24 protein-coding genes are annotated in these 24,842 nt (G+C 33.2%); 3 read left to right on the forward strand and 21 right to left on the reverse strand.

The genetic code is table 11. The features are described from left to right. The first annotated feature begins 435 nt into the window (after positions 1 to 435). Positions 436 to 585: a hypothetical protein gene (locus tag MN187_RS05480; protein ID WP_242093527.1), complete on the forward strand. Its 150-nt coding sequence runs from the start codon at positions 436 to 438 to the stop codon at positions 583 to 585. A gap of 87 nt (positions 586 to 672) precedes the next feature. Here the strand turns inward: MN187_RS05480 and MN187_RS05485 are convergent, their stop codons facing one another. The 16 genes from MN187_RS05485 to MN187_RS05560 all read right to left on the reverse strand — a co-directional run bounded on the left by MN187_RS05485 (position 673) and on the right by MN187_RS05560 (position 16,250). Next, a complete protein-coding gene (locus tag MN187_RS05485) occupies positions 673 to 1,545 on the reverse strand; it encodes an aldose 1-epimerase family protein (RefSeq protein ID WP_242093531.1) in 873 nt (290 codons plus the stop codon). 10 nt (positions 1,546 to 1,555) lie between these two features. Next, the gene (gene codY / locus MN187_RS05490) at positions 1,556 to 2,350 is read right to left on the reverse strand and encodes a GTP-sensing pleiotropic transcriptional regulator CodY (protein WP_117972815.1); all 795 of its coding nucleotides are present in this window, start codon (positions 2,348 to 2,350) and stop codon (positions 1,556 to 1,558) included. Positions 2,351 to 2,371: 21 nt separating this feature from the next. After that, positions 2,372 to 3,769 (reverse strand): ATP-dependent protease ATPase subunit HslU, encoded by a 1,398-nt coding sequence (gene hslU / locus MN187_RS05495; protein ID WP_242093533.1) that lies wholly within the window; start codon positions 3,767 to 3,769, stop codon positions 2,372 to 2,374. Between the two features lie 12 nt (positions 3,770 to 3,781). Next, positions 3,782 to 4,330 (reverse strand): ATP-dependent protease subunit HslV, encoded by a 549-nt coding sequence (hslV, locus tag MN187_RS05500; protein WP_117972817.1) that lies wholly within the window; start codon positions 4,328 to 4,330, stop codon positions 3,782 to 3,784. A 21-nt stretch (positions 4,331 to 4,351) separates the two neighbouring features. Continuing rightward, positions 4,352 to 5,251: a tyrosine recombinase XerC gene (gene xerC / locus MN187_RS05505; RefSeq protein WP_241699054.1), complete on the reverse strand. Its 900-nt coding sequence runs from the start codon at positions 5,249 to 5,251 to the stop codon at positions 4,352 to 4,354. A gap of 130 nt (positions 5,252 to 5,381) precedes the next feature. Beyond that, positions 5,382 to 6,698 carry a methylenetetrahydrofolate--tRNA-(uracil(54)-C(5))-methyltransferase (FADH(2)-oxidizing) TrmFO gene (gene trmFO, locus MN187_RS05510; RefSeq protein ID WP_117972819.1) on the reverse strand — a complete coding sequence of 439 codons (1,317 nt, stop codon included), beginning with the start codon at positions 6,696 to 6,698 and terminating at the stop codon, positions 5,382 to 5,384. 95 nt (positions 6,699 to 6,793) lie between these two features. Beyond that, a complete protein-coding gene (gene topA, locus MN187_RS05515; protein ID WP_117972820.1) occupies positions 6,794 to 8,875 on the reverse strand; it encodes a type I DNA topoisomerase in 2,082 nt (693 codons plus the stop codon). Positions 8,876 to 8,975: 100 nt separating this feature from the next. Then, positions 8,976 to 9,833 (reverse strand): DNA-processing protein DprA, encoded by an 858-nt coding sequence (dprA, locus tag MN187_RS05520; protein WP_242093535.1) that lies wholly within the window; start codon positions 9,831 to 9,833, stop codon positions 8,976 to 8,978. 51 nt (positions 9,834 to 9,884) lie between these two features. Beyond that, complete coding sequence (gene rnhB / locus MN187_RS05525) at positions 9,885 to 10,652, reverse strand: ribonuclease HII (RefSeq protein WP_241699057.1); 768 nt, start codon at positions 10,650 to 10,652, stop codon at positions 9,885 to 9,887. Then, on the reverse strand, positions 10,645 to 11,496 hold the full coding sequence (ylqF, locus tag MN187_RS05530) for a ribosome biogenesis GTPase YlqF (protein WP_242093538.1): 852 nt from the start codon (positions 11,494 to 11,496) through the stop codon (positions 10,645 to 10,647). The genes rnhB and ylqF overlap by 8 nt, the downstream gene beginning before the upstream one ends. Positions 11,497 to 11,508: 12 nt before the next feature. Further along, positions 11,509 to 12,054, reverse strand: coding sequence for a signal peptidase I (gene lepB, locus MN187_RS05535; protein WP_242093540.1), 546 nt, complete (start codon positions 12,052 to 12,054; stop codon positions 11,509 to 11,511). Between the two features lie 100 nt (positions 12,055 to 12,154). Further along, entirely contained in the window at positions 12,155 to 13,588 is a 1,434-nt protein-coding gene (locus tag MN187_RS05540; protein ID WP_242093542.1) for a S41 family peptidase, read from the reverse strand. A gap of 18 nt (positions 13,589 to 13,606) precedes the next feature. Beyond that, entirely contained in the window at positions 13,607 to 13,822 is a 216-nt protein-coding gene (locus MN187_RS05545; protein ID WP_241699059.1) for a YozE family protein, read from the reverse strand. A gap of 13 nt (positions 13,823 to 13,835) precedes the next feature. Beyond that, the gene (locus tag MN187_RS05550) at positions 13,836 to 14,471 is read right to left on the reverse strand and encodes a YpmS family protein (RefSeq protein ID WP_242093545.1); all 636 of its coding nucleotides are present in this window, start codon (positions 14,469 to 14,471) and stop codon (positions 13,836 to 13,838) included. 12 nt (positions 14,472 to 14,483) lie between these two features. Further along, on the reverse strand, positions 14,484 to 15,353 hold the full coding sequence (locus tag MN187_RS05555) for an SGNH/GDSL hydrolase family protein (RefSeq protein ID WP_242093547.1): 870 nt from the start codon (positions 15,351 to 15,353) through the stop codon (positions 14,484 to 14,486). 54 nt (positions 15,354 to 15,407) lie between these two features. Further along, positions 15,408 to 16,250: a DegV family protein gene (locus MN187_RS05560; RefSeq protein WP_117972828.1), complete on the reverse strand. Its 843-nt coding sequence runs from the start codon at positions 16,248 to 16,250 to the stop codon at positions 15,408 to 15,410. 117 nt (positions 16,251 to 16,367) lie between these two features. Between MN187_RS05560 and trhA the strand changes: the two genes are divergently transcribed. Further along, entirely contained in the window at positions 16,368 to 17,012 is a 645-nt protein-coding gene (trhA, locus tag MN187_RS05565) for a PAQR family membrane homeostasis protein TrhA (RefSeq protein WP_117972829.1), read from the forward strand. A 36-nt stretch (positions 17,013 to 17,048) separates the two neighbouring features. Here the strand turns inward: trhA and ccpA are convergent, their stop codons facing one another. Beyond that, positions 17,049 to 18,050 carry a catabolite control protein A gene (gene ccpA / locus MN187_RS05570; protein ID WP_117972830.1) on the reverse strand — a complete coding sequence of 334 codons (1,002 nt, stop codon included), beginning with the start codon at positions 18,048 to 18,050 and terminating at the stop codon, positions 17,049 to 17,051. A gap of 237 nt (positions 18,051 to 18,287) precedes the next feature. Beyond that, positions 18,288 to 19,205, reverse strand: coding sequence for a thioredoxin-disulfide reductase (gene trxB / locus MN187_RS05575; protein ID WP_117972831.1), 918 nt, complete (start codon positions 19,203 to 19,205; stop codon positions 18,288 to 18,290). A 248-nt stretch (positions 19,206 to 19,453) separates the two neighbouring features. Here trxB and MN187_RS05580 point away from each other — a divergent pair, with 248 nt between their 5' ends. Next, on the forward strand, positions 19,454 to 20,605 hold the full coding sequence (locus MN187_RS05580) for an FtsW/RodA/SpoVE family cell cycle protein (RefSeq protein ID WP_117972832.1): 1,152 nt from the start codon (positions 19,454 to 19,456) through the stop codon (positions 20,603 to 20,605). 40 nt (positions 20,606 to 20,645) lie between these two features. On the opposite strand, the gene MN187_RS05585 is transcribed toward MN187_RS05580, so the two are convergent. The 3 genes from MN187_RS05585 to MN187_RS05595 all read right to left on the reverse strand — a co-directional run bounded on the left by MN187_RS05585 (position 20,646) and on the right by MN187_RS05595 (position 24,544). Continuing rightward, positions 20,646 to 21,008, reverse strand: coding sequence for a TIGR02328 family protein (locus MN187_RS05585; RefSeq protein WP_241699062.1), 363 nt, complete (start codon positions 21,006 to 21,008; stop codon positions 20,646 to 20,648). 77 nt (positions 21,009 to 21,085) lie between these two features. Beyond that, positions 21,086 to 22,141 (reverse strand): WxLIP family cell surface protein, encoded by a 1,056-nt coding sequence (locus MN187_RS05590; protein WP_241699063.1) that lies wholly within the window; start codon positions 22,139 to 22,141, stop codon positions 21,086 to 21,088. Positions 22,142 to 22,216: 75 nt separating this feature from the next. Further along, on the reverse strand, positions 22,217 to 24,544 hold the full coding sequence (locus tag MN187_RS05595; RefSeq protein ID WP_242093549.1) for a WxL domain-containing protein: 2,328 nt from the start codon (positions 24,542 to 24,544) through the stop codon (positions 22,217 to 22,219). Positions 24,545 to 24,842 lie beyond the last annotated feature (298 nt).

Raw genomic sequence — 24,842 nt, forward strand, 5'->3', positions numbered from 1 at the left:
AGTATTACAAAAAACAATAACGAAATAGTCCAACGTGAATCAACACAAAAAGAAGCATCTGAAAAAGAAACCATTGATGATGAAAAAGCTAACGTAGCTAAAATAGAAGATACTATGCAAATCAATCCAAAAGGAATAAAATAATGTGGAAGCGTTCCTATCAACCAAAGAACACTGGATCTTTCAGGATTAACGCAGGATGAATAATATGTTATTATATGGGGAATTAATGATTATTATGGTAATTTATTAGAGAACGGCTCTCTTGACGAGGATAAAGTAAACGAATTAAGATATAAAGCCATGAAAAACTTATACAATAGTGTTTATGCAAAATTAGATATTCTTCCATATGAAGAAGTAACATTGAAAAATGCGAAATCTTATGCTCAGCAGGTGATAGATAAAAACTAGATATCCTTGAGGTTTTATCAATTGATCCTAATATTGATTCAAATGGTACTTTTTAAAGCACCTTATCAAACGAGTCCTGGTACTGATGGAAATGGTTATATCGTTATTACTAAAGATAAGATTGATAGAAGATATACTATTGTTGGTACACAATTATTAGAAGCAACATAACTTGAATAGAATAATATAAGTTTTTAACAATTAAAAACAAAGCAATCACATGTCTTCTTAGATATATGATCGCCTTGTTTTTTTATTTTATTGAATATTTATAGAATAACTTCTGCTAAAAATATCGCCTTTAGACAGTTTATTTATTCCTATTTTATCCTCTATTTTGCCGTTGCTAGAAGTATCATCAGCTATCCCACACCAAGGTTCAATACAAACAAACGGTGCTTCAACCGTATTAGGACTCCAAAAACCAACAAACGGAAACTCTTCATAACTCACTATCACACCATGTGAATGCTTATCAGATAGAATAGAAAAAGTATTTCTTCCCTTTGTTTCTAAAATTTGAGCATCTTCTTTAAATAACTCATGTTTCAATTGAATAGGTGTATTTGTTTGAGCTAATGTCTTACAAGACGTATCAATATATGATCCTTTTAATGGTATTTTTGTTCGAGATTTTAGTGGAGCAAACTGAAGATAATAATCGTTCATTTTTGTCCCTTTGATTAATGGAACATTAAAAGCAGGATGTCCACCAATCGAAAAATACATCTCGTCAGAAAGCGTTGAAACGTCATAACTTATAATCAGTTCATTTTTTGCTAATTTATAACCTATTAACAAACGAAACTCAAATGGGTATTTTTCTAATGTCTTCTGACTGCTTTTTAACTCCAAAATAGCAGAAGAATCATCCTTTTCAATTACATCAAACATCATATCTCTTGCAAATCCATGTTGAGTCATTTTATAGACTTTCCCCTTGTATAGGTACTTATCATTTTTCAATCTACCAACAAACGGAAATAAAATTGGTGCATGACGTCCCCAAAAATGTGAATCCGCTTGCCAAATATATTCAACACACGTTTCTTTTAAAATAAAACTGGATAGCTCAGCACCAAGTTCATTAATCGTTACTTTTGCTGTATCTGATTCTAAATTTAACGTCATGTCAAACCTCCTATACTACCGTTTCTTTATCAAGTAGATCTATTAATTGTTTGTTCGCAATTTTAATAAATGTCCCTTTCATCCCTAGAGACCTAGTTTCAATGACACCTGCTGATTCAAGTTTTCTTAAGGCATTGACAATAACTGAACGCGTAATTCCTATCCTATCAGCAATACTAGATGTTGTTAGAATCCCTTCTTCTCCATCTAGTTCTTCGAATATTGCTTTTATGGCTTTTAATTCACTAAAAGACAACGACTTCAGTGCCATTTGAACCATACTTGTTTCACGCATTTGTTTTTCTATATCGCCAGATTTTTGATAAAGTAGTTGCATACCAACAACCGTTGCACTATATTCTCCTAAGATAAAATCTTCTGTATTGAATTTTTTATTTACACGACCTAAAAGAATTGTACCAAGCCTAGCTCCTGCTCCAAATATTGGAACAAGAGTTGTGTAGGCGTTGGTTAATTCTTTCTTTAATTCAAAAGGAAAAATAGTTAATTCTTCATCAATTGGAATATTTTCAACTGTTTGTTGAATATCTTTTAATAAGGTAGTGTACGAATGAGGAAATTGATGTTTACTAATCATTTTATTAATTCGTTCATTATTAAAATCATGTACCACAGAATATCCTAATAATTCACCATCTTTTGACAAAATATAAGTATTACACTCCATAATATCCGATAATACTTGTGCCATTTGTAAATAAGGTAGTTCTTTTTCTTCTTGAATGGTATTTTCTTTTTGTAATAATTCATTAATCATACGTGTTTTTTGCAATAAATCATCCATACCACCACTCCTAAGCAGTTCTTATAAAATATAACGACTCAAATCTTCATCTTCAGATATTTCACCGAGTTTTTCATTAACATATTGTTCAGTGATGGTAATTTCACCCATTGACATATCAGAAGATTCAAATAATAAATCTTCTAATAATTTTTCTAAAATAGTATGCAAACGTCTGGCTCCAATATTATCTGTTTCACTATTTACGTTATATGCAATATGAGATAAACGTTCAATTGCTTCTTTAGTAAATGTCACATCAATATTTTCAGTTTTAAGTAAGGCGATATATTGTTTGATCAATGCGTTGTTTGGTTCAGTTAAGATGCGGACAAAATCTTCTGCTGTTAAATCATCTAGTTCCACACGAATTGGGAAGCGACCTTGTAATTCAGGTATCAAATCGCTTGGTTTACTTAGGTGAAACGCACCTGATGCGATAAATAAAATATGATCTGTTTCGATTGTACCATATTTCGTATTGACAATAGATCCTTCAACAATTGGTAAAATATCACGTTGAACCCCTTCTCGAGACACTTGACCATTACTTTCAGATTTAGAGGTAATTTTATCAAACTCATCAATGAAAATAATCCCGTTATTTTGCGCAAGTTTAATCGCTTCACTATGAATATCTGCACTATTAACAAGTTTTTCAGATTCTTCATTAATTAAAATTTCACGTGCTTCTTTTACAGTTACCGTACGTTTGATTTTTTTCTTAGGTGTTAATGAATTGAGGGCATCGCCTAAATCAATACCCATTTGTTCTAATCCATTGTTCATGGTTGGCGTTTGTTTTTTCTCTTCCGCTTCAATCGTGATTTCTCTATCTTCAAGTTGACCTTTTTCAAGTTGAGATTGAACTGTTTCACGGCTTACTCTGATAGAATCAGTCACTTCTTCTTTTTCTTCGTCATTGTTTTGTTGGAAACCATTCATCATTTGCATCATCATATCAAATTGGTTCGTTGATTGACGTTTTTCTTTTTTGATACCAGGTACTAATAATTTAACCAATCTATCTTCCGCAGCTTTTTTAGCTTGTGAATATACTTGGCTGTATTGATCTTTTTTCACAATTGCAATACTTGCTTCAACTAAATCACGAACCATTGACTCAACATCACGACCAACGTACCCAACTTCTGTAAATTTCGTTGCCTCAACTTTTACAAATGGTGCATTAACAATTTTAGCAAGTCGTCTTGCGATTTCTGTTTTACCTACACCAGTTGGTCCAATCATTAGCAAGTTTTTAGGCGTGATATCTTGTTGCATAACTTCGTCTAATTGCATACGGCGATAACGATTACGTAATGCCACCGCTACAGATTTTTTTGCTTTATTTTGTCCAATAATATATTGGTCTAATTCTTCTACAATTTGTCTTGGTGTTTTTGTTACTGTACTCATTAACGTCATCTCCTATATTTCTTCTACAATAATGTTGTGGTTTGTGTAAACACAAATATCTCCTGCGACATTTAAAGCTGCTTTAGCAATTTCTCCTGCTGTTAAATCATCGCGACCATCTCGTTTTAGCGCTCTAGCTGCTGCTAAAGCATAATTACCACCAGACCCAATCGCTAAAATACCATCATCTGGTGCAATGACTTCTCCAGTACCTGAAACAACTAGCATTTCTTTATCATTCATTACGATTAGCATCGCTTCTAATTTTTGCATCGCACGATCACTGCGCCACTGCATCGCAAGTTCCACAGCCGCACGCATTAAATTCCCTTTATATTGATTTAATTTTTCTTCAAATTTTCCTTCAAGGTTAAACGCATCTGCCACACTACCGGCAAATCCTACGACCACTTCATCGTTATAGATACGTCTAACTTTTCTGGCAGTCCCTTTCATCACGACTGATTCGCCCATTGTTACTTGGCCATCACCAGCCATTGCAAATTTTCCGTCTTTTTCTACTGCACAAATTGTTGTTGAATGAAATGTTGTATATCCCATAATTTTTTCTCCTATTCTAAATTAAGCTCTCGGATGAAAATTCCGATAATTCTTTTGTAACGCACTGGTCGTCACATGCGTATATATCTGTGTGGAGGATAAACTTGAATGACCCAATAACTCTTGGACCGTTCTCATATCAGCTCCATTATCTAATAAATGTGTGGCAAATGTATGCCTAAAAATGTGTGGATGAATGTTTGTTGTTAAACTACTTTTTTTAATTAGCTTATCCAATATATACTGCACACCTTTTGCCGTTAATACTTGCCCATGATGATTAATAAACAACTTTTCATGAGTACATTGATATTTAGTCATTAATTCTACCCGAGTTGTTGAGATGTAATCAATCAATGCATCCGTGCAAAATGACCCAAAAGGAACATATCGTTGTTTGCCACCTTTTCCATTGATTAATACAATTCCATTATCTATATCTAAATCATTTAATTCAATTGAAACACACTCTGACACACGAATCCCTGTAGCATATAATAATTCTAGTAACGCTCGGTTTCGTCTGTCTAATAGTGACTGACCTGATACCGAATCCAATAAAATAGCCATTTCCTTTTCATATAAAAAAATTGGTAATTTATTATTCTTTTTTTTCATTTGTATATAACTAAATGGATTATCTTTAATCCATTCATTTTTGATTAAAAATTGATAAAAAGAGCGAAGACTCGAAATTTTCCGACTAATCGTATTACGACTGTATTCTTTATCATGAAGATAAGCTAAATATACTCGAGCATCTTGAAATATTATATTTAAATAGTCAGAATTGCCTGTTTCTTCCAAAAATTCAAAAAAATGTGTGACATCATCCTCATAGGCGTATTTTGTTTGTAATGAATAATGTCGCTCATCTATCAAATATCTTAAAAATAACGCTAAGTGATCAATCGAAATCAACCCCTTTCATTACAAATTATAAAATTAATGTAACATACAAATTTTTTTTTTACCAATATATTTATATGTTTTAAGTAATTTATACAAATTTTTAAGCAAACCATAAAAAAATAGCATGTCAAATGACATACTATTTCTCAAATAAAGTTAACGACTCTTTTGTCGCTTCAAGTGCTCTATTAGCAATTTGTGTGTAACGTTCTTTTTTATCACGAATTCTCTCTGGTAACTCTGGGAATAAACCAAAGTTTACATTCATTGGTTGGAAATGTTTACCAGATGTATGTGTGATATAGTGTGCCATACCACCAATCGCTGTTTCTTGTGGTAGTACGATTGGTTCTTTACCTTGGGCAAGTCTTGCAGCATTTCGTCCTGCTAAGATACCACTTGCTGCACTTTCAACATAACCTTCTACACCAGTCATTTGACCAGCAAAGAATAACGTTGGTTTCTTACGTGATTGGTAAGTTGGATCAAGTAATTCAGGTGAATTCATAAACGTATTTCGATGCATCACACCGTATCTTACGATTTCTGCATGTTCTAATCCTGGAATCATTTGAATAATACGTTTTTGTTCACCCCATTTTAAGTGCGTTTGGAATCCAACAATATTATAAAGTGACGCTGCTGCGTTATCTTGTCGAAGTTGAACAACTGCATATGGACGTTTACCTGTTTTTGGATCTTCTAATCCAACTGGTTTCAACGGACCAAATGTCATTGTTTTTTCGCCACGATTTGCCATAACCTCAATTGGCATACATCCTTCAAAAAATTTTTCTTTTTCAAATGATTTTAAAGGCGCTACTTCTGCATTAACAAGCGCTTCTCTAAATGCATAGAACTCTTCTTTTGTCATAGGACAATTAAGATAAGCTGCTTCACCTTTATCATAACGAGATTTTAAATACACTTTATCCATATCAATAGATGATTTTTCTATGATTGGTGCTGCTGCATCATAAAAATATAATCCTTCTGACTCAGTAAACTCTTTGATACTTTCAGCTAAAGGCTCACTTGTTAAAGGACCAGTCGCAATCACTGTAATACCTTCAGTTGGAATTTCAGTAATTTCTTCATGATGAATAGTAATGTTTGGATGATTTGATACTTGTTTTGTTACTTCTTCAGAAAAACTTTCTCTATCAACAGCTAACGCACCACCAGCAGGAACTTGAGTTTTATCTGCAGCTGCAATAATAACTGAACCAAATTGTCTCATCTCTTCTTTTAATAAACCAGCAGCATTTGTAATACCATTTGCTCTTAAGGAGTTCGTACAAACTAATTCAGCAAATTGATCCGTGTGATGTGCTGGAGTTTTTTTTATTTTTCTCATTTCATATAAATCAACTTGAGCTCCTGACTCTGCTGCTTGCCATGCTGCTTCACTTCCAGCTAGTCCTGCCCCAATAACCGTTACTCTATTCTCTGTCATTTAGTTACCTCTTTCTCAGTAATTAAGTAAAGGACAAGAGTGAGTTCTCTTGCCCTCCTATGCATTATACACAATTTATAAAAAGAAACCTATCTTTATTTTTGCACGTCTTCTTGATAGTCACAGTTACTACAAATAATCTGCATACCACCACGAACTTTTTTCTGTACAAGATAGTGATTACACTTAGGACAGTCGCGTCCAATTGGTTTATCCCATGAGGTGAATTCACATTCAGGATATCGATCACATCCATAAAAAATACGATTTTTCTTCGTTTTCTTCTCGATGACATCACCTTTTTTACAGGTTGGACACGTTACACCGATTTTTTTCACAATCGCTTTTGTGTTTCGACAATCAGGGAAATTACTACAAGCATAAAATTTCCCATATTTACCTAATTTAATCACCATTGGCGAGCCACATACTTCACAATCAAATCCTGCTGGTTCATCTTTAATCTGAATTTTTTCCATTTTTTCTTCGGCTGTTGATAATTCTTTTGAAAATGGATGATAGAATCGACTAATAACATCTACCCACTGTTCTTGGTGCTCTGCGATAGCATCCAAATCTTTTTCCATCTCAGCAGTAAAGGTTGTATCAACAATTTGTGGGAAGTACTCACACATAATCGTATTCACAATTTCACCAAGTTCAGTCGGCTCAAAACGTCTAGCATTTAATTTAACGTAATAACGACGTTGAATCGTTTCAAGCGTTGGTGCGTATGTTGATGGACGTCCCACACCTTGCTCTTCCAATGTTTTAACCAGTGTTGCTTCACTGTATCGTGCTGGCGGTTGAGTAAAATGTTGTTTTGGTTCGATATCAACAGATTTAACAACGTCGCCTACCTCTAAATCAGGCAAGATATTATCTTTTTCTTCTTTCCCTTCATCTTTTCCCTCAACATAAACCTTCATAAATCCTGGGAATTTCACTTTAGAACCATTGGCTACAAAAATGACACCATTTTGCGTTAAATCAACACGCATCGTATCCATAACTGCTGGTGACATTAAACTTGCTACCATACGTGACCAGATTAATGAATACAATTTAAACTGGTCTTTATCCAAGTATTCTTTAATTGATTCAGGTGTACGCATCACACTTGATGGACGAATGGCTTCATGTGCGTCTTGCGCGCCTTCTGCTCTTTTCGCTGGCTTTTTCTTGGAATCAAAAAACTCTTGTCCATATGTCTCAACAATAAAATCATATGCTTCACTTTTAGCTGTATCCGACAGTCTTGTTGAGTCTGTTCTCATGTATGTTATTAAACCAACTGTCCCTTGACCTTTACCAAGTTTAATTCCCTCGTAAAGCTGTTGGGCTACCATCATGGTTTTTCTTGTTCTGAAATTTAGTTTACGAGCAGCTTCTTGTTGCAAACTACTTGTTGTAAATGGATTAGCAGGGTTTCTTTTACGTTCTTTTTTCGTCACTTTAACAACATCATAATCACGACCAGTTAATTTTTCCGTGATCTGTTTGACATCGTTCTCATTAGACAACTTCACCTTTTTCCCATCTACTCCATAAAAGTTAGCTGAGAATTTTGCCTTATTTTTTAAGAATGTTCCTAGAATACTCCAATACTCTTCTGGTTTAAATTGTCTAATCTCTTCTTCTCGGTCGATAATCATTTTTAATGCAACCGACTGAACACGACCAGCACTTAATCCTTTTTTAACTTTCTTCCATAATAAAGGACTAATTGAATACCCAACCAGTCTATCTAAAATACGTCTTGCTTGTTGTGCATCGACTAAATCAATATTTATTTTTCTAGGTTCTTTAAACGCCTGTTTTACCGCTTCTTTGGTAATCTCGTTAAACACCACTCGATTATTATCTTCTAAGTCTAGCTCTAATATATGAGCTAAATGCCACGCAATCGCTTCCCCTTCACGGTCCGGATCGGCTGCGAGATAAACTTTTTCAGCTTTTTTGGCGTGTTTTTTTAAATCCCTAATGACAGGGCCTTTTCCTCTAATATTTATATAGTGAGGCTCAAAATTATTTTCAATATCAATACCCATTTTACTTTTAGGCAAGTCTCTAATATGCCCAACGCTTGCTACGACTTTATAGTTTTTACCGAGATATTTCTCGATTGTTTTAGCTTTAGCAGGGGATTCCACAATCACTAAATATTTGTAACTCATGCCCCTCTTCCTCTCTTTTTTTACAATTTATACTTCTATATATACCACTTCGGCAATCGTTTATCATATTAGCTATTGATTTCGTATTTGTCAAGGTTTTCTATAATTCTTCTAAAATATCTGAACTTGATTGAACACAGTTTGCCCCATCTTTAATAAGTAACAAACAACCTTCTGATTCCTTTATCAATGGATTATTTGGAATAGCAAAAACACTTCTTCCTTCTTCTAATGCTAGTTGAGCTGTAATGAACGTACCACTTCTCTTTTTTGCCTCAACCACAAGTGTTCCCAATGAAAGACCTGCGATGATTCGATTTCGTTCTGGAAAGTGATAAGGAAGTGGTGATTCATTAGGCAAATACTCTGTTATCACCAATTGATTTTGATACATATACTCCTGCAAGCGCTGATTTTCTTTAGGGTACACTCGATTTAATCCAAAGCCCAATACCCCAATTGTATTTCCTTGTCTTCGAATGGCTAGTTTATGAGCGAATGTGTCATTTCCTTTCGCTAATCCACTCACAATTGTCAAACACTGCTCTATGAAATCCGGCATCATTTTTTCAATTAGTTCTTTTCCAAATTCTGTTTGCTCTCTAGATCCAATAATAGATAACATTGGTGTACTTAATAATTCTTTTCTACCTTTGTAAAACAAAGCAATGGGTGGATTATAAATTTGTGATAATAAATCAGGATAGTCTTTATCTAAAAAAGTAATCATGCCATATTGTTTTAGAAATAAAGAAAGGTCTTCCTCAGTTATTTTTTGACTGTCATTGAATGATTTCACAAAGATTGGTTGGTATTTTGGTGGGATATTGGCTAATTTGATCATGGTCTCAAAACAATAATCATGTGGGTTATCCAATAAATAAGTTAATATCTTTAGTCGTCCGATATTTCCAATTCCTTTTGTATGCTTTAAACGAAAAACAACTAATTGATGCATAAAAAAACTCCTTTGCGCTATTTTTAACAACATACGCAAAAGAGTGTTATTTTAGTTTATCATGCTTTTGATTGGTTCAAATGATTTTCGATGTATTTTAGTAATGCCTTGTTTGTTTAATTGGTCTAAATGCTCTTTCGTCCCATAACCAGCATTTTTTGCAAATCCGTAACCAGGATACTCTTTATCATAATCCATCATTAGATGATCTCTTGTTACTTTTGCTATAATACTTGCACTAGCAATGGAAATACTATTCGCATCTCCTTTAATAATACTCTCTTGCGGAATATCAAGTGGTAACGACATAGCATCTATCAACAAACAATCTGGCGAGACAGTCAATTGATTGACGGCTTCTATCATGGCTAATTTCGTTGCTTCATATATATTGACAGAATCAATGACCTCTTCATTCATGATTCCTATACCAATTGACACAGCTTGTTCTTGAATTTTATCAAAAAATTCTTCACGCTTTTTTAAAGATAACTGCTTAGAATCATTAATACCAATACCATCAAAATCATCCGGTAATACAACCGCCGCCGCAACTACTGGACCAGCTAAAGGACCACGTCCTACTTCATCAATTCCGACAATAACATTATGTCCTTGTACTCTTGCTTTTTTTTCATAACGAGTCATTGCAATAAAATGTTCTTTTAATGCTTGTTGCTTTTGTAACCTTTTTTTCGTTTGATCAATAATTTTTTGAACTCCTTTGCGCTCATCTTGTTGATATTGAGCAAATAAGTCATCCTTTTCATCGGTAACAAAAGAAAATTTTTCTTTAATGGATTGAATTGTCTCACTCATGAAGCATATCCTCAACTCTATCTAGTGTGTACTTACCCAAACGTCCATCTCGAATTTCTTGAACGATCATAACACTACCTCGCTCATAATCTTCTTGGAATCCTCTTTTTTTAGTAATTAACATTAATTTATCAACTTGATTTAATGTCATGTCTTCATCCGTTAATTTATATCGCTCTTGTAATTGTTCAGGATAAAATTCATTAAAAAATTCTAAGCCATATAATGCTAAATCGTCCATATGTAATAAAGCATCTTTGATGGCACCTGTTAAGGCTAATTTTTTTCCAATCTCTTTATCTTCAAATTTGGGCCACAAAATTCCTGGGGTATCTAACAACTCTAAATCTTTTCCAGTTTTTAACCATTGTTGTCCTTTAGTTACTCCAGGCATATTACCTGTTTTCGCCATATTTTTATTCGCTAAGCGATTTAATAGCGTTGACTTACCAACATTAGGAATCCCAATGCACATCGCGCGAACTGGTCTAGGTTTCATCCCGCGAGCTGCTTGTTTAGCAATTTTTTCTGCTAAAATTTCTTTAACTTTTGGTGTAATTTTATTGATTCCTTTTCCTTGATTCGCATTAATAGCTAAACAATGAATCCCATGAGAAGCAAAATAATCATGCCATCTTTGTGTTTCTTTTACATCCGCTAAATCTGATTTATTCAACAACATCAATCTTGGCTTTTGTTGGATTAACGAATCCAACATAGGATTTCGACTTGAAATAGGCAGCCTTGCATCGACTATCTCTAAAACAATATCCACTAATTTTAACTTTTCTGCAACCTCACGTCTTGCTTTTGCCATATGACCTGGAAACCATTGAATTGTCATACCATTACTCCTTTAGTCTTTAATTATTTTTATATCTTGAATTGGATAATACACTAATCTTGCCTTTCCTATGATTGAATAGGAAGAAATCGTTCCAAAAGAGCGACTATCTTTACTGACACGTCTGTTATCCCCCATAACAAAATACTGATCTTTAGGGATTGTTTTCGTACCGATTAAATCCTTTGAATCAAAATCTGATGTTAACACATATTCATTCTTTTTTTTCTTAATATCTTTTAAAAATGTTTCTTCCACTAATTTATTGTTAATGTATAAACTATCATTTTTATAGACAATGTGATCTCCTGGTAATCCAATAACACGTTTAACATAAGTATTACCATCCGGAGCATGAAACACAATGATATCAAAGCGATTGACTGTAGAAAAGTTTTCAACTACGACAAAATCATGCTCTTTCAACGTAGGAGACATAGAATTTCCTGTCACCTCTAATGGAACAAATATAAACGCTCGCATGATAAAAATAATCACCGTACATAGTACAAACATTTTAATCCAGTGCCACAGTATTTCAACAATCTTTTTCTCCATACGTCACCTACTCTCCAAATACCATGATATAAAAAAATCCTTTAAAATACCACATAAATTCGTTATCTTTCCTGTTTCCTTAAAAAAAGACTAGTTTTCACTAGTCTTTTTTTAACGTTTCAATCGCTTTTTCATATTGAACATCATGATTTTTCCAATACTCAACAATTTGTTTTTCTAACTCTTTAACAGTTTTTTCATCCGCTGTACCTGTTACTTCCAATTTGTTTTTTTCTTGGAAATTTTTTACAGCTTGTTCTGTTTTGTCATTATAAGTGTCGCTATCATCGACATCATAGCCTAATACTTTTAAATACTCATTAATTATTTTCACATTCTCATTGACTGCTCCTAGCTTATAAGTAAGAGTCGTGTCAATTAATTTATGTTGAATATAAGATGGTTTATCCACTTTTATCGTTGGTTCAACCCCTTTTTTATTAATCCATTTTCCACTTGGCGTTAACCATTTTTTGATAGTTAGTTTTATTTCTGCACCGTCATTCATTGGAATAACTGTTTGAACGGTTCCTTTACCAAATGTTTTCGTTCCAACCACATCAATGTTGGCTGAATCAATAAATGCTCCTGCTAATATTTCAGACGCACTGGCACTATTTTCATCCACTAATAAAACAGTTGGCTCAGTAATTTTGTCGCCACCATCAAGTTTTTTACTAGCTTTATGTTCTTCATCATCTTCTAATTTACTTTCAAATTTTACAATCGTTTGACCATCTTTTAAAAAGCGACTACTAATTTTTTCAACTTGATCTAGCATACCACCAGGGTTTCCACGAACATCAAGAACAAATGATTTAGCTCCTTCTTTTCGAAGTTTCGTTATCATTTTATTAAACTCTTCTGATGTAGTTGAACTAAAACTACTAATAGAAATATACCCAATATCTTTATTTTTTTCATCTATTTTTCCAGTAACAGATTCAACCGGAATAACATCTCTTGTAATAGTTACAGGAAACGTTTCCGCTCCACGTTTAATTTCTAATTTAACATCTGTTCCTTTTTCTCCACGAACCAATTTCACTACATCACTCAAGCTTTTCCCTTCAATACTTTTATCATCCACCTTTAAAATAGCATCACCTGTTTGAAGTTTAGCCTTTTCTGCTGGAGAATCTTTAATTGGAGGTTCTGCAACAGTGGGGAGATCATTGGTCATACTCATCACAGCTCCAATTCCTTCAAAATTTCCATTGATATCTTCTTCAAAACCTTTTGCTTCTTCAGCCGTAAAATACGTTGAATACGGATCATCAATCGCTGCTACCATGCCCTTCATAGCTCCTTCATAGAGCTTTTTAGAATCAACATCTTTTATGTAACCTTGTTGGATAAGAGTTGCCAAATCCGCAATATTATCCAAACCATCTTGTGTTGAAGCTGTTTGAACTCTGCCTTTAGATTCATAAATAAAAACAGTTCCCCCAATAGCCAAAATCGCGGTAATGACACTCGTTATAATATATTTGGTCAAAGAAACGGTTTTTTTATTAGTATTATTATCTTTCATATTATGCATACACTTCCTTTATCTAGACGCTTCTTGATACATCACCCATAATTCATCAAATACATCCATATTTGGAACATAGTAAGCATTGGTTTCTAAATAATCAGAAATAGTATGATAATCCGTTTCTTGTTTTGGAAACTGGATGTCATCAAAAATATCTTCTGCTAATTTTGAAATCGCATCTTGTTCTAATTTTCCTCTGTGTCCTTGAATGTAATGATAAAAACTCATAAATGAACTCCTTTTATTTCTTATTATCTGATAAATATAAGTTAAATCTTATTTGATCATTCACTAAATTAATTTGTTCTGCTTTTACACGCATTCCATTGGCTAATTTCATTTGTTTTAAATGAATTGTAATGTACTGTTCATCTGGATTAATTTCAATCCACTTAGGAAAATCAACCGAATGAGAAATATAGCTAATCATTGCAGGTATTGGAACACTTAATGTCCCAACAGTTAAATCCTTTGCCTTTAGTTGGACATCTCCATTAGCTAACACAAACGGCTCAAAATACAAATAGAAATGAGTATCATGTCCCAGTAATGAAAATGTCCCATCAATCAATGCATCTTTATCTAAATGGAATGTATAGTCAACACCTGAGCTATCAAATAAATCTTTAATATAATAATTAATGGCTCGACTAGCTTGATCTTTTGTCATGGAGACTTCCAAAATAGGATCTTTTAAATCAACAGTTGTCTCATTTTTAGAATCATATGTCATTCTTGGTGTACTAATACGATAACCCACTACAATCACTAATGATAAAAGAATTGCGATTAAAGTAATAAAAGCCACTTTCCAAGGATTTTTAAAAAACTGTTTAACGTCTCTTTTCTCTTGATTATTTTTTTCTGTATCACTCATTAAATTCATCTCCTACTTAAGCCATTTATCTTTTGTCGATGCCATTTTAAGTTCAAATGCATTAGCAATAATTTGATACCCTAAATTATTCGGATGAAAGGTATCTTCAGATGAAATCAGATCATTAATCGATGCACTATTACTAGATTTAATGGTTTCTTTTTCCTCATCTGTGTTCGCAATTTCTGGAATACCTTGGTAAATATCATCGTTAATTGGGACAAAATAGGCATTGGATTGTTTTTGAACAAATTCTTGTGAACTTTTATTCCAATAGTCTACTATTTCTTGTAATTCTGTAATATCAGAAAAATTTAAATAAAATGGATTATATATCCCTAACTGATAAATTGGAGCATCAGGATTTAATGCTCTTATTTCAGCATACAGCTTTTCCAATCTATCATAATATTTTTCTTTAGAACTATCCATTTTATTAACAGTCACTTTACTAAATAATTTTGGTTGAAGAGCTTGTAATAAATCATTTCCTCCAACTGTTAGTAGTATAGCATTGGCATTTTTCACAGACTTTTGCATATCTTCATTTTTCTTTAATCGCTTCAATATTTGATCACTTCGATCACCTGATTTACCAAAATTTTCAGCTTGAAATACATCAACTGGATATGTATCAGACAAATCTTTTTGTAATAATGGTAAGTACCCACCAGAATTGGTTGTGTCACCTACCCCTTCAGTCAGTGAATCACCAATAGCACTTAAACGAATCATTTCTATTTTATTTGTCGATGATTTTGTTTCGCCACTCAAATGAATATTATCAGCTTTTGGAATAAAGAATAGACCAATCATGCTACAAATAATAACTATTGCAGTAAAGAATAAAACATATTTCATGTGATATGTGATTTTTTTCATTAAAACCCCTCATTTAAAAAAGCAGACCGTTTAGATCTGCTATCTTTATTTTTTTTAATCTGTGTAAAACATTACGGCAAATGCCCCTTTTCCTGTATGTGTCGCTACAAGAGGAGTCGTGTGCACAATCGGTATGTTTAAATCAGGTAACGCCCCTTTTAAAATAGTTTTCATTTCTTCACAAATTTCGGCACCTGATGCTTCAGACATACCAAGGTAGCCTACTGATAAATGAGCAAGTTTCTTTTCTAACTCTTTAGCCCATTTAATAAATGTTTTATTTCCTCGACCTTTAGTAACCATCTCTAGTTCTCCATTTTTTAACTGCATTAATAACTTCATATTAAAAAAACCAGAAACTGCACCAACTAATTTACCGATTCGACCACCTTTAACAAGGTTTTCTAAAGTAGCAACTCCAATATAGAGTTGAGTATTATTTTTCACATGTTCAACAGCTGAAATAATCTCTTCTACCGTATATTTTTCTTCTTTAGCCATTTTGGCCGCCTGGTAGACTTGGAATCCTAGGCCCTGATCAATATAATCACTATCAATGACTGTCACATTTGATTTTGATAATTGAGCGGCTTGTCTAGCAGTATTAACAGTCCCGCTTAGTTTTTCTGTTAAATGGATTGAAATAATTTTACTACCATCTTCACCTAATTGGTCATATAGTTCTACAAATTCCCCAATGGGTGGTTGACTAGTTTTTGGTAATGTTTTTGAATTAGACATCATCGTCATAAACTCAAAAGGATCTAACTCATTTTGATTGGCATAAATGACACCATCAATCATTATGGATAAACTTATGGTGTGTATATCAATCTGTTTTAGTCTCTCTTCTGGAATAATACAAGATGAGTCTGTCACTATTTTAATTTTTGTCATCATCAAACCTCTTTCAAAACCAACAATATTCATGTACAATTAAATTAATCTTTCTGTTTATTTAGTATAACAGAAAAAAAAATATTTTTCACTAAAAAACGAAAGGACGTATACACCATGCACAATCCAACTTATTCAAAAAAATATCTTATTGTAAATGAAGTCTTTAATGCTGTTACTCATGGTATTGGAACGGGTTTAAGTATTGCCGGTCTGGTGTTACTTATTATTAAAGGGGCCCAATTACATTCGCCTATTCGTGTTGTTTCCTACTCAATATTTGGTGCATCAATGATTCTTTTGTTTTTATTTTCAACCCTATTTCATAGTTTAATTTTCACTAAAGCCAAAAAAGTATTCCAAGTATTTGATCACAGCTCTATTTACTTACTCATTGCAGGTAGCTACACACCATATAGTTTAATTACAATAGGTGGTAAATTAGGATGGACCATGTGTATCATTATTTGGCTATTGGCTATTTCTGGTATTGTATATAAATCAATTTTTCTTCAAAAAAGAGGAAAAGCGGATTATTTTCTCTATATATTGATGGGTTGGTTATGTGTCATTGCGATAAAGCCATTATACGAAGGGCTTGGTTTTAACGGTTTACTTTTATTAGTACTAGGTGGGGTATCTTATACAGCTGGAACTTTTTTCTATAGTAGACAACATTTAAAATATATGCATGTCATTTGGCACTTATTTGTATTAGCTGGGGCAGTCTTTATTTTCTTTTCAGTTTATCTTTATACATAAAAAAAAGTCATTGCTTGAATCAAGCAATGACTTTTTTTATTTTGTTGATTGTTTTTTTATCAATCCATAAGGTAAGACGATATCTTTTTCATCAATTTCTTCTTTATTCATTAGTTTAGTCAACAAACGCATTGATACAGCTCCAATATCATATAATGGTTGCGAAATACTTGTCACACTTGGGCGTGCAATGTCAGAAAATAATGAATTATTACTTGTAATAATTTCAAACTCTTCCGGTACTTTTACACCATTATCAGTTAGACTATTTAACAACCCAACGGCTAACTCATCATCTGCGACAACTGCTGCTGTGGCACCACTATTAATAACACGATCGTACAAAGCAAGACCAGCTTTGTAATTATATTCTGCTTCAAATACTAATCCTTCATTAAAATCTAGATTATTTTCTTTTAGAGCCTCTTTATAACCTTTCAAACGTTGAATACCATTTATAGGATCTAATAAAGAACCTGAAATAAATGCTACTTTTTTATTTCCTGATTTAATCAATTGGTTTGTCGCATCTTTTGTCGCTGCTTCATAATCAATGTTTACTGAACCCACTTGATTATCTGGATCGATTGATCCTGCTAACACAACAGGTGTTTTAGAACGAGAAAACTCCCCTCTAATTTGTTCAGTTAAATGATGTCCCATAAAGATGATACCATCTACTTGTTTGGCAAGTAATGTATTTAATACATTCACTTCTTTTACATCATTTCCATCAGAGTTTGCTAAGATGATATTATATTTATACATTGTTGCCACGTCATCAATTCCTCGAGCTAATGAGGCAAAATAAGCATTACTTACATCTGGAATAATCACTCCAACTGTTGTTGTTTTTTTACTTGCTAACCCTCTTGCCACTGCATTAGGACGATAATCCAATCTTTCGATTACCTCTAATACTTTTTTTCTAGTTGCAGGCTTTACGTTTGGGTTTCCATTAACAACACGTGATACAGTCGCCATAGAAACCGCTGCTTCTCTTGCAACATCATAAATTGTAATAGTCTGTTTTTCCATATTATGTTCTCCTTTAATTCATTGTACTGTCAACTGTAAGTCACACATAGATTATCAGAAAAGCATTGATTTTGCAAGCGTTTTATAGATGTTTTCATGAAAATGTGTGAAATTTACAAAAAAACTATAGGAATATAAACCATTATTTAAAGAAATAAATAACCTTTTAATGCAAAATAAATAAAGATAGTTTTTTGCACCAAAAGGTTTACCTATTATTTTTTAATATGTGTTCTATTAATCATCTAAGCTACTTAAATAATTATAAACTTCTTGTCCCGCGATACTACCGTCTCCAACAGCTGTCGCAATTTGTCTCAAAACAGTTTCTCTAACATCTCCAATTGCGTAAATACCTGGAATGTTAGTTGCCATATGATTGTCTGTTTCAATCCATCCATTAGCATTTGTAATACCTAAATCTTTAACAAAATCAGTCAACGGATCTAATCCAATATAAATAAATACACCATCCGCTAATAAGTCTTCTACTTCACCTGTTTTAGTATCCTCTAATTTAATTGATTGCACACTCATATCATTTCCGTTTATCTCAATTGGAACTTTATTCCACATAAATTCAATTTTTTCATTTTTAAATGCACGATCTTGTAATATTTTTTGCGCTCTTAATTCATCTCTTCTATGAACAATGGTTACTTTACTTGCAAACTGAGTTAAGTACATGCCTTCTTCAATCGCTGAGTCTCCTCCCCCAATCACAACTAAATGACGGTCTCTAAAGAATGCCCCATCACAAACTGCGCAATAAGATACACCACGTCCAGCGTACTCTTCTTCACCAGGGATATTGATTTTACGATGTTCACTTCCTGAAGCAATAATCACCGTTTTTCCTTCATACTCTTCATCATCACACACTACTTTTTTAATAGCACCATGGTCTTCAATACTAACAACATTTCCATAGACATGTTCTGCACCAAAGTTAGTAGAATTTTCATACATTTTAAGTGCTAAATCAGGACCGGAAATAAGATTAAATCCAGGATAATTTTCTACCTCATCTGTATTCATTAGCTGTCCGCCTGGTGCACCTCGTTCGATTACTAATACAGATAAGCCAGAACGAGAAGCATATAAAGCCGACGTCATTCCTCCAGGTCCTGCTCCTATAATAATTACATCATACATAATTAATACCCCCTATAGTTTTCTACTCATACTTTAACCTTTTCTATTTTTATTGTCTATTGATTCGTCTTAACACTTAACATAACAACACTAAACTTTCTAAATTTAAACATAAGTAGGAAAAAAGATTAAAAATTCATTTAATTTCATTATTACTATATACTATTATCAATAAAAGTGGTAGCTTATTACAAGTATGGACTTAAAATTTTTAATTAATATAACTAAATAAAGGATAAGATGACGGCATGAAACGACAAGAATATCAACAACAAAACAATTTTAACTACGCGTTATTATTGCCAATATTTTTAATGCTTATTTTAAGTATTTGGCTACAGTATTGGGTAGCGTATTATGACCAAAATAATCCCACTAAACAAGCATTAAAACAACTGGTGTTTGTTGGACTAGGAACCGTTTTAATGTTTGGGGTAAAATACATCAAACGTGATATCATTTGGAAAGCTGTCCCATGGTTTTATGTGTTCTCACTACTTCTTATGGGTTCCTTGTATTTCTTTTACGACCCTCACATGTATGATTTAACCAACACAAAACGTTGGCTAGACATTTTTGGCTTTCAATTCCAACCATCAGAAATCGCTAAAACAGCTTACATTCTCTTTATATCTAAAGAACTCGTAAAATACAATAAGAGAGTCCCTGAAAAGGATATTCGTACTGATTTGGATATGGTAAAAAAATTAGCCTTGTATTCTCTTCCATTATTCTTTTTAATGTTTGTGCAAAAGGATTTTGGAACAAGTTTAGTTTTCATTTGCGTTCTTGGCGCACTTATTGTGGCATCGGGTATTAACTGGCGAATTGTGGCTGTTCTGGGTGGTATTGCTGCTGTTTTAGGAGGAACACTCATTTTCTTGGTGTTTACTGATTTTGGTCAATCAATACTTTCCTCGCTACATTTTAAAGAATACCAATTAAACCGTATTAGAGCTTGGGTCAATCCTTTTGAGTATGCAACGTCTATTGCTTACCAGCAAGTACAAGGCCTCTTAGCTATTGGTTCTGGTGGATTATTTGGAACTGGAACAACCGGGGTACAAGTTTATGTGCCAGTTAGAGAGTCTGACATGATTTTCACTTTCGTGGGTGAAGCATATGGTTTTGCTGGCGCAACGGCTGTTATTTTACTTTATTTTTATCTGTTCTTCCAAATTTTCTATACTGGCATTAAAAGTAATTCTACCTTTAATATTTATATTTGTGTAGGAATTGTCTTTATGTTGGTTTTCCAAACATTCGAAAACATCGGAGCCTCAATAGGTTTGTTACCATTAACAGGTATTCCTCTTCCCTTCTTAAGTCAAGGAGGAACAGCCTTGGTCTCAACAATGTTAGCTCTTGGTTTAATTTTTGGAATGGATTCTAAAGCATAAAAAAACAATCAAATGCCGTCATGTGCATTTGATTGTTTTTTTATAAATAAATGTCTTTTTCAGCCAAATTATCTAAACATTCTTTTAAGTAGTCATCATGGTGCTCCGGATAAATTGGGGTTTCTATTGGAACTTCTGGTAACTTTGTATAAGCATCAATTGCTTTCCCTCTATACAAAGGATGTTTCCAAAGTGTATCAGGTTTATAACCTCTGTTTTCCATCTCGTTCATAATCAACCAATGGTATTGCACTAATTTATACGGGCTATGATCAAACACATAATTAACAGTTGAATGTGGTTTTCCCCACCCTTTACCTCTTAGCGCACAACACTCTCTATGCTGACCTAGTAGTTGTTGCCTTGGTAACTTAGGTATTAATACTTCATGCCATAATCTCATATTTACTCTCCTATCAGATTATTTTACTGTTGGTATCCTACCATAAAATAACTAAATTTCAAAAAAATTAGTCTAATTTACTTATTTCTTTTCTTTGCAAACAAAAAGTAACTAACAATCCCTAATACTAGAAGGACATTTAAACTAACTGCTAAAACTAACCATTTATTTAATCCAACCGTTTTATCTGTTACTAAATCATCTAATTCATTTAGTTCCTTAGCTTGTTTTTGATCAATGTTTATTGTATCTGTTAATACCCACTCTAATCGTTCCTGATCTTCTTTATTTAATTCTCCTGTCATCCCACTAACCACTGCTTTATAAAAATACTCTCCATCTTCTAATTTCTTACCATTTAAAAAAGTCGGAAACTCAAAAATTGAATTAGGTGCAATCTGCATTTGCTCTTTTTTGTATTCATAATAAGGCTCGTTACTTCCTTTTTTTGTTAACGTACTCTTAATCGTTACTTGATTTAAATAAGCTGAAGATAAGTTTCTAATAGGTGCCGATACGCTTGTTTTAGTATTCAGTTCCATCGCTTTAACTTTCCCTAACTTTAACTCAGGTTGTGTCTCAATACTGGCTGACTGTTGCATCAACAACGCTAGTACATAAGAAAACTTATTATTAACCGTTGTTTGACTAGATAATTGATTCGATTTAACATTCCCCTCTTCTTCAAAAGAGATACCACTAGCTATAACTCCTGGAATATCTTTATTTGGCATGCTCACTTTAACTGACACTATTTTTTCTTCTTTAGGGGATAAAGTAATTATTTTATCTACTGTTATTTGCTTTGATAAATTTATCGGTAACGTCTCGTCAACTTTATTTTTTGTTGGACTATAATCAATCACACCATTGATATTCGTCGTTGCACTCGCAACAGATGTTTTTAAGACCATTTCTTTTTCTGTATGATTTTTCAATTCAACGCTTAATTGTTGCTTATTTCCTGCTTTTAATTGAATATGAAAATACCCACTTTCTTTATCAATCTGATTAGATGGTAATACTGGTGCTACTGAAAATCCAACTTGATTGGCGTATGTTACAATTGAAAACGACATATTTATCAAAACAAATAATACCATTACATAACCAATTTTTCGTACATTTTTCATCTTCATTCTCCTTAATTAATAAACATAAAAATCGACAGACTAGTGTTTTTCTAGTCTATCGACTAACATTTGACCTTATGGTGTTGGAACCATTGATAATTTATAAGTAATATTTGATTGATAAACTGTTTCTTTTGGATTTGCCGTACTTGGAACAGTTAAAATAACAGATGATTGACTAGCATCATTTGCGTTTAATTGACCTATATTATTGTCTTTACTTTGACCATAAGACAATACCCACGTCCCCATTCCTTGACCTTTATTTGCTTTTAAAATAATTTGACTTTGTCCTGGAATTAATTCCATTCCTCCAGATAAAGTAGCATCAGTCGCTTTTAATGGATGCGCTAAATGTTGTGGCATTGTTTTCACATCATAACCATCTTGTAACATATTAGGTGAATTCAATTGACCATTCCCTAATGTTAATTTCGCTCCAGTCAATTCATCATTGGTTGATGATTTAAACTGATTATCTTGTACAATCTGTAATACCCATCCTGATTGTGTTCCGCGTTTATCTGTTACCTGAACATAATTACCACGTAAAGCATCCGTTTCTTTAAATCGTTGAGCAAATGCTCCATAGTTTTTCAACGTTGGCTCAATCGTTGGTTGTCCAAAAGAAAAACTTGACGCATAATCAACCGATAATAATCCACCAGTACCTGGTTTAGTTTCAGTCCCATCAGGATTAAGTGGTGTTTGTGGTTCATTTGGGTTTTCAGGGTCTACTGGTTTTACTGCATCATCTGATTTTTTAAACTGAATTTGCCCAATGACACTATAGTCTAATGTTTTATTCTCCTCTTCTGGTTGAGGTATCGGTGTTTCTGTTGCGCCATTTGAAATAGTGATGCCTTGTGTTAACACATTATTTTTGCCAAGTTTCACTCGGAAATTATACTCTCCTTCAAACTCAACTAAATACTCAACTTCTATACTTGCTGCACCTTTATCATCAGCAGATACAGAGAATTTTTCAGAATATCCTATTTTTTCGCTTAGTGCTTTATCAGCAACTTTTGTTTTCGCCACTTGATTTCCAAGTTCAAATCCATTTTGAGCAGTTGGGGTGTAGACGCCAAATTGATAATCAGATACGACTGAATTTGGTTTTAACCCTTCCATCTTAATAGTTGCTTTATTTATTTTATTTGCTACTGGCTTATCAGTAAAAACAACTGAAGTTGATGGTTGTGCTTGTGCTTTTTCAGCTGAACCAAAACTACCTGGTGCAAATGTTTTAGAATCAAACCATTTATAGTTAGCTTGTGGCGCTGCCCACGGCTCATCTTGAGGTTCAGTTGTCTTTTCTGGTACTTCATAATCATGAATTTTTGTAATACTTGATAGCACAGTACCACTTTCTGTAAATGTTTTATAGGTTTCTTTTTCTGATAACCAGTCAACTAATTGCATCAAAATCTTTTCATCATCAGCTTCTTTAAATCCATCATATGTTTTTTTAGATTTTCCATTTTCTTCTCTTAAATATTTTGGTGATGCATCTTCAACTAAAGATGTGTCACCTAAAAAGGCTGCTTTACCATGATCACGTTTACTAATGGCAACATAAGGTCCTTCTTCAATCCCACCACCATTATAAACTCCTTCATCAACAGCGTGACCCCATTTATTGGCACTTGTTAATCCTTTAGGTGGATAAATCAAACCCTTAGCACGAGTATTATCAGTGATTGCTAAAGTACTTCCAGCATGAAGCCCTATTTTTTTTACGCCTTCTGTAATACCAAATGCATCCTCAATAATCCATTCTTGTGTTTTATTATTAATATTATCAAGTGCATTGTATCTAAAACGAATACCAAATGTGTCACTTAGCCAATCACTACTTTTAACATCTTTCATAGCATCTGAGTTTTTTTCTTCAGTTGTCATGTCTTTTGTCATATCTTGATAAGCACCACGTCGATACCCATTAAACGCTTCGCTTGAATCAATACGGTTTTTATTGCGATCAGCGTTATAATGATCAGCTATATAAAAGACAGCTCCACCTTGGCTAACATAATCAGCTATAGCTTGTTGTTCACCAATTTTGTAAGGAATATTTGCTTCGGGTAAAACAAATACATCATACTCTTCTAAATCTGAGAGCGTAATGGGGGGTGTTTTCCTTAATTCTTTCACAAAATACCCTTTTTCCGATAAAGCGTTTGCAAAATCTGAAAATGCTCCATCTATAACCCAGTCAGCAGCTCCTGCTGTTTGGCCATGTGTGTTATCAAATAATACTTTTTTATTATTATTCGTCACACTTGAAGCGTTAATTTCTGGCGCTTTATCCAGTGCTGTTTCAGCTCCAACTGAAACAGAAAATAGCATTGTGCTCGCCAACACTACCAACAAACGCGAGGTGAACCTAGACTTTCTCATTTTTTTCTCTCCTTTTCTTCATCAGTTATTTTACTGATTAATTAAAGTATAGATTTGAATTGTAAAGTTTATGTAAAAAAAACGTAAACTTTAACAAATAACTCATTTATACCTTAAAAGGTTCGGTTATAAAACGAACATTCTGAATTGATAGCGCTATATACATAATAGTTATTCTATTATTAAAGTATATGTTACTTATATCAGTAAAAAACCTTTAAAAATAACTAATGCTTTTTTATTTAACGTGCTATAAAAATAATATTCATTGTTTTTTATTTTTATGATATACTTTAAA

This window comes from Vagococcus sp. CY52-2, assembly GCF_022655055.1.
Classification (GTDB): Bacteria; Bacillota; Bacilli; order Lactobacillales; family Vagococcaceae; genus Vagococcus.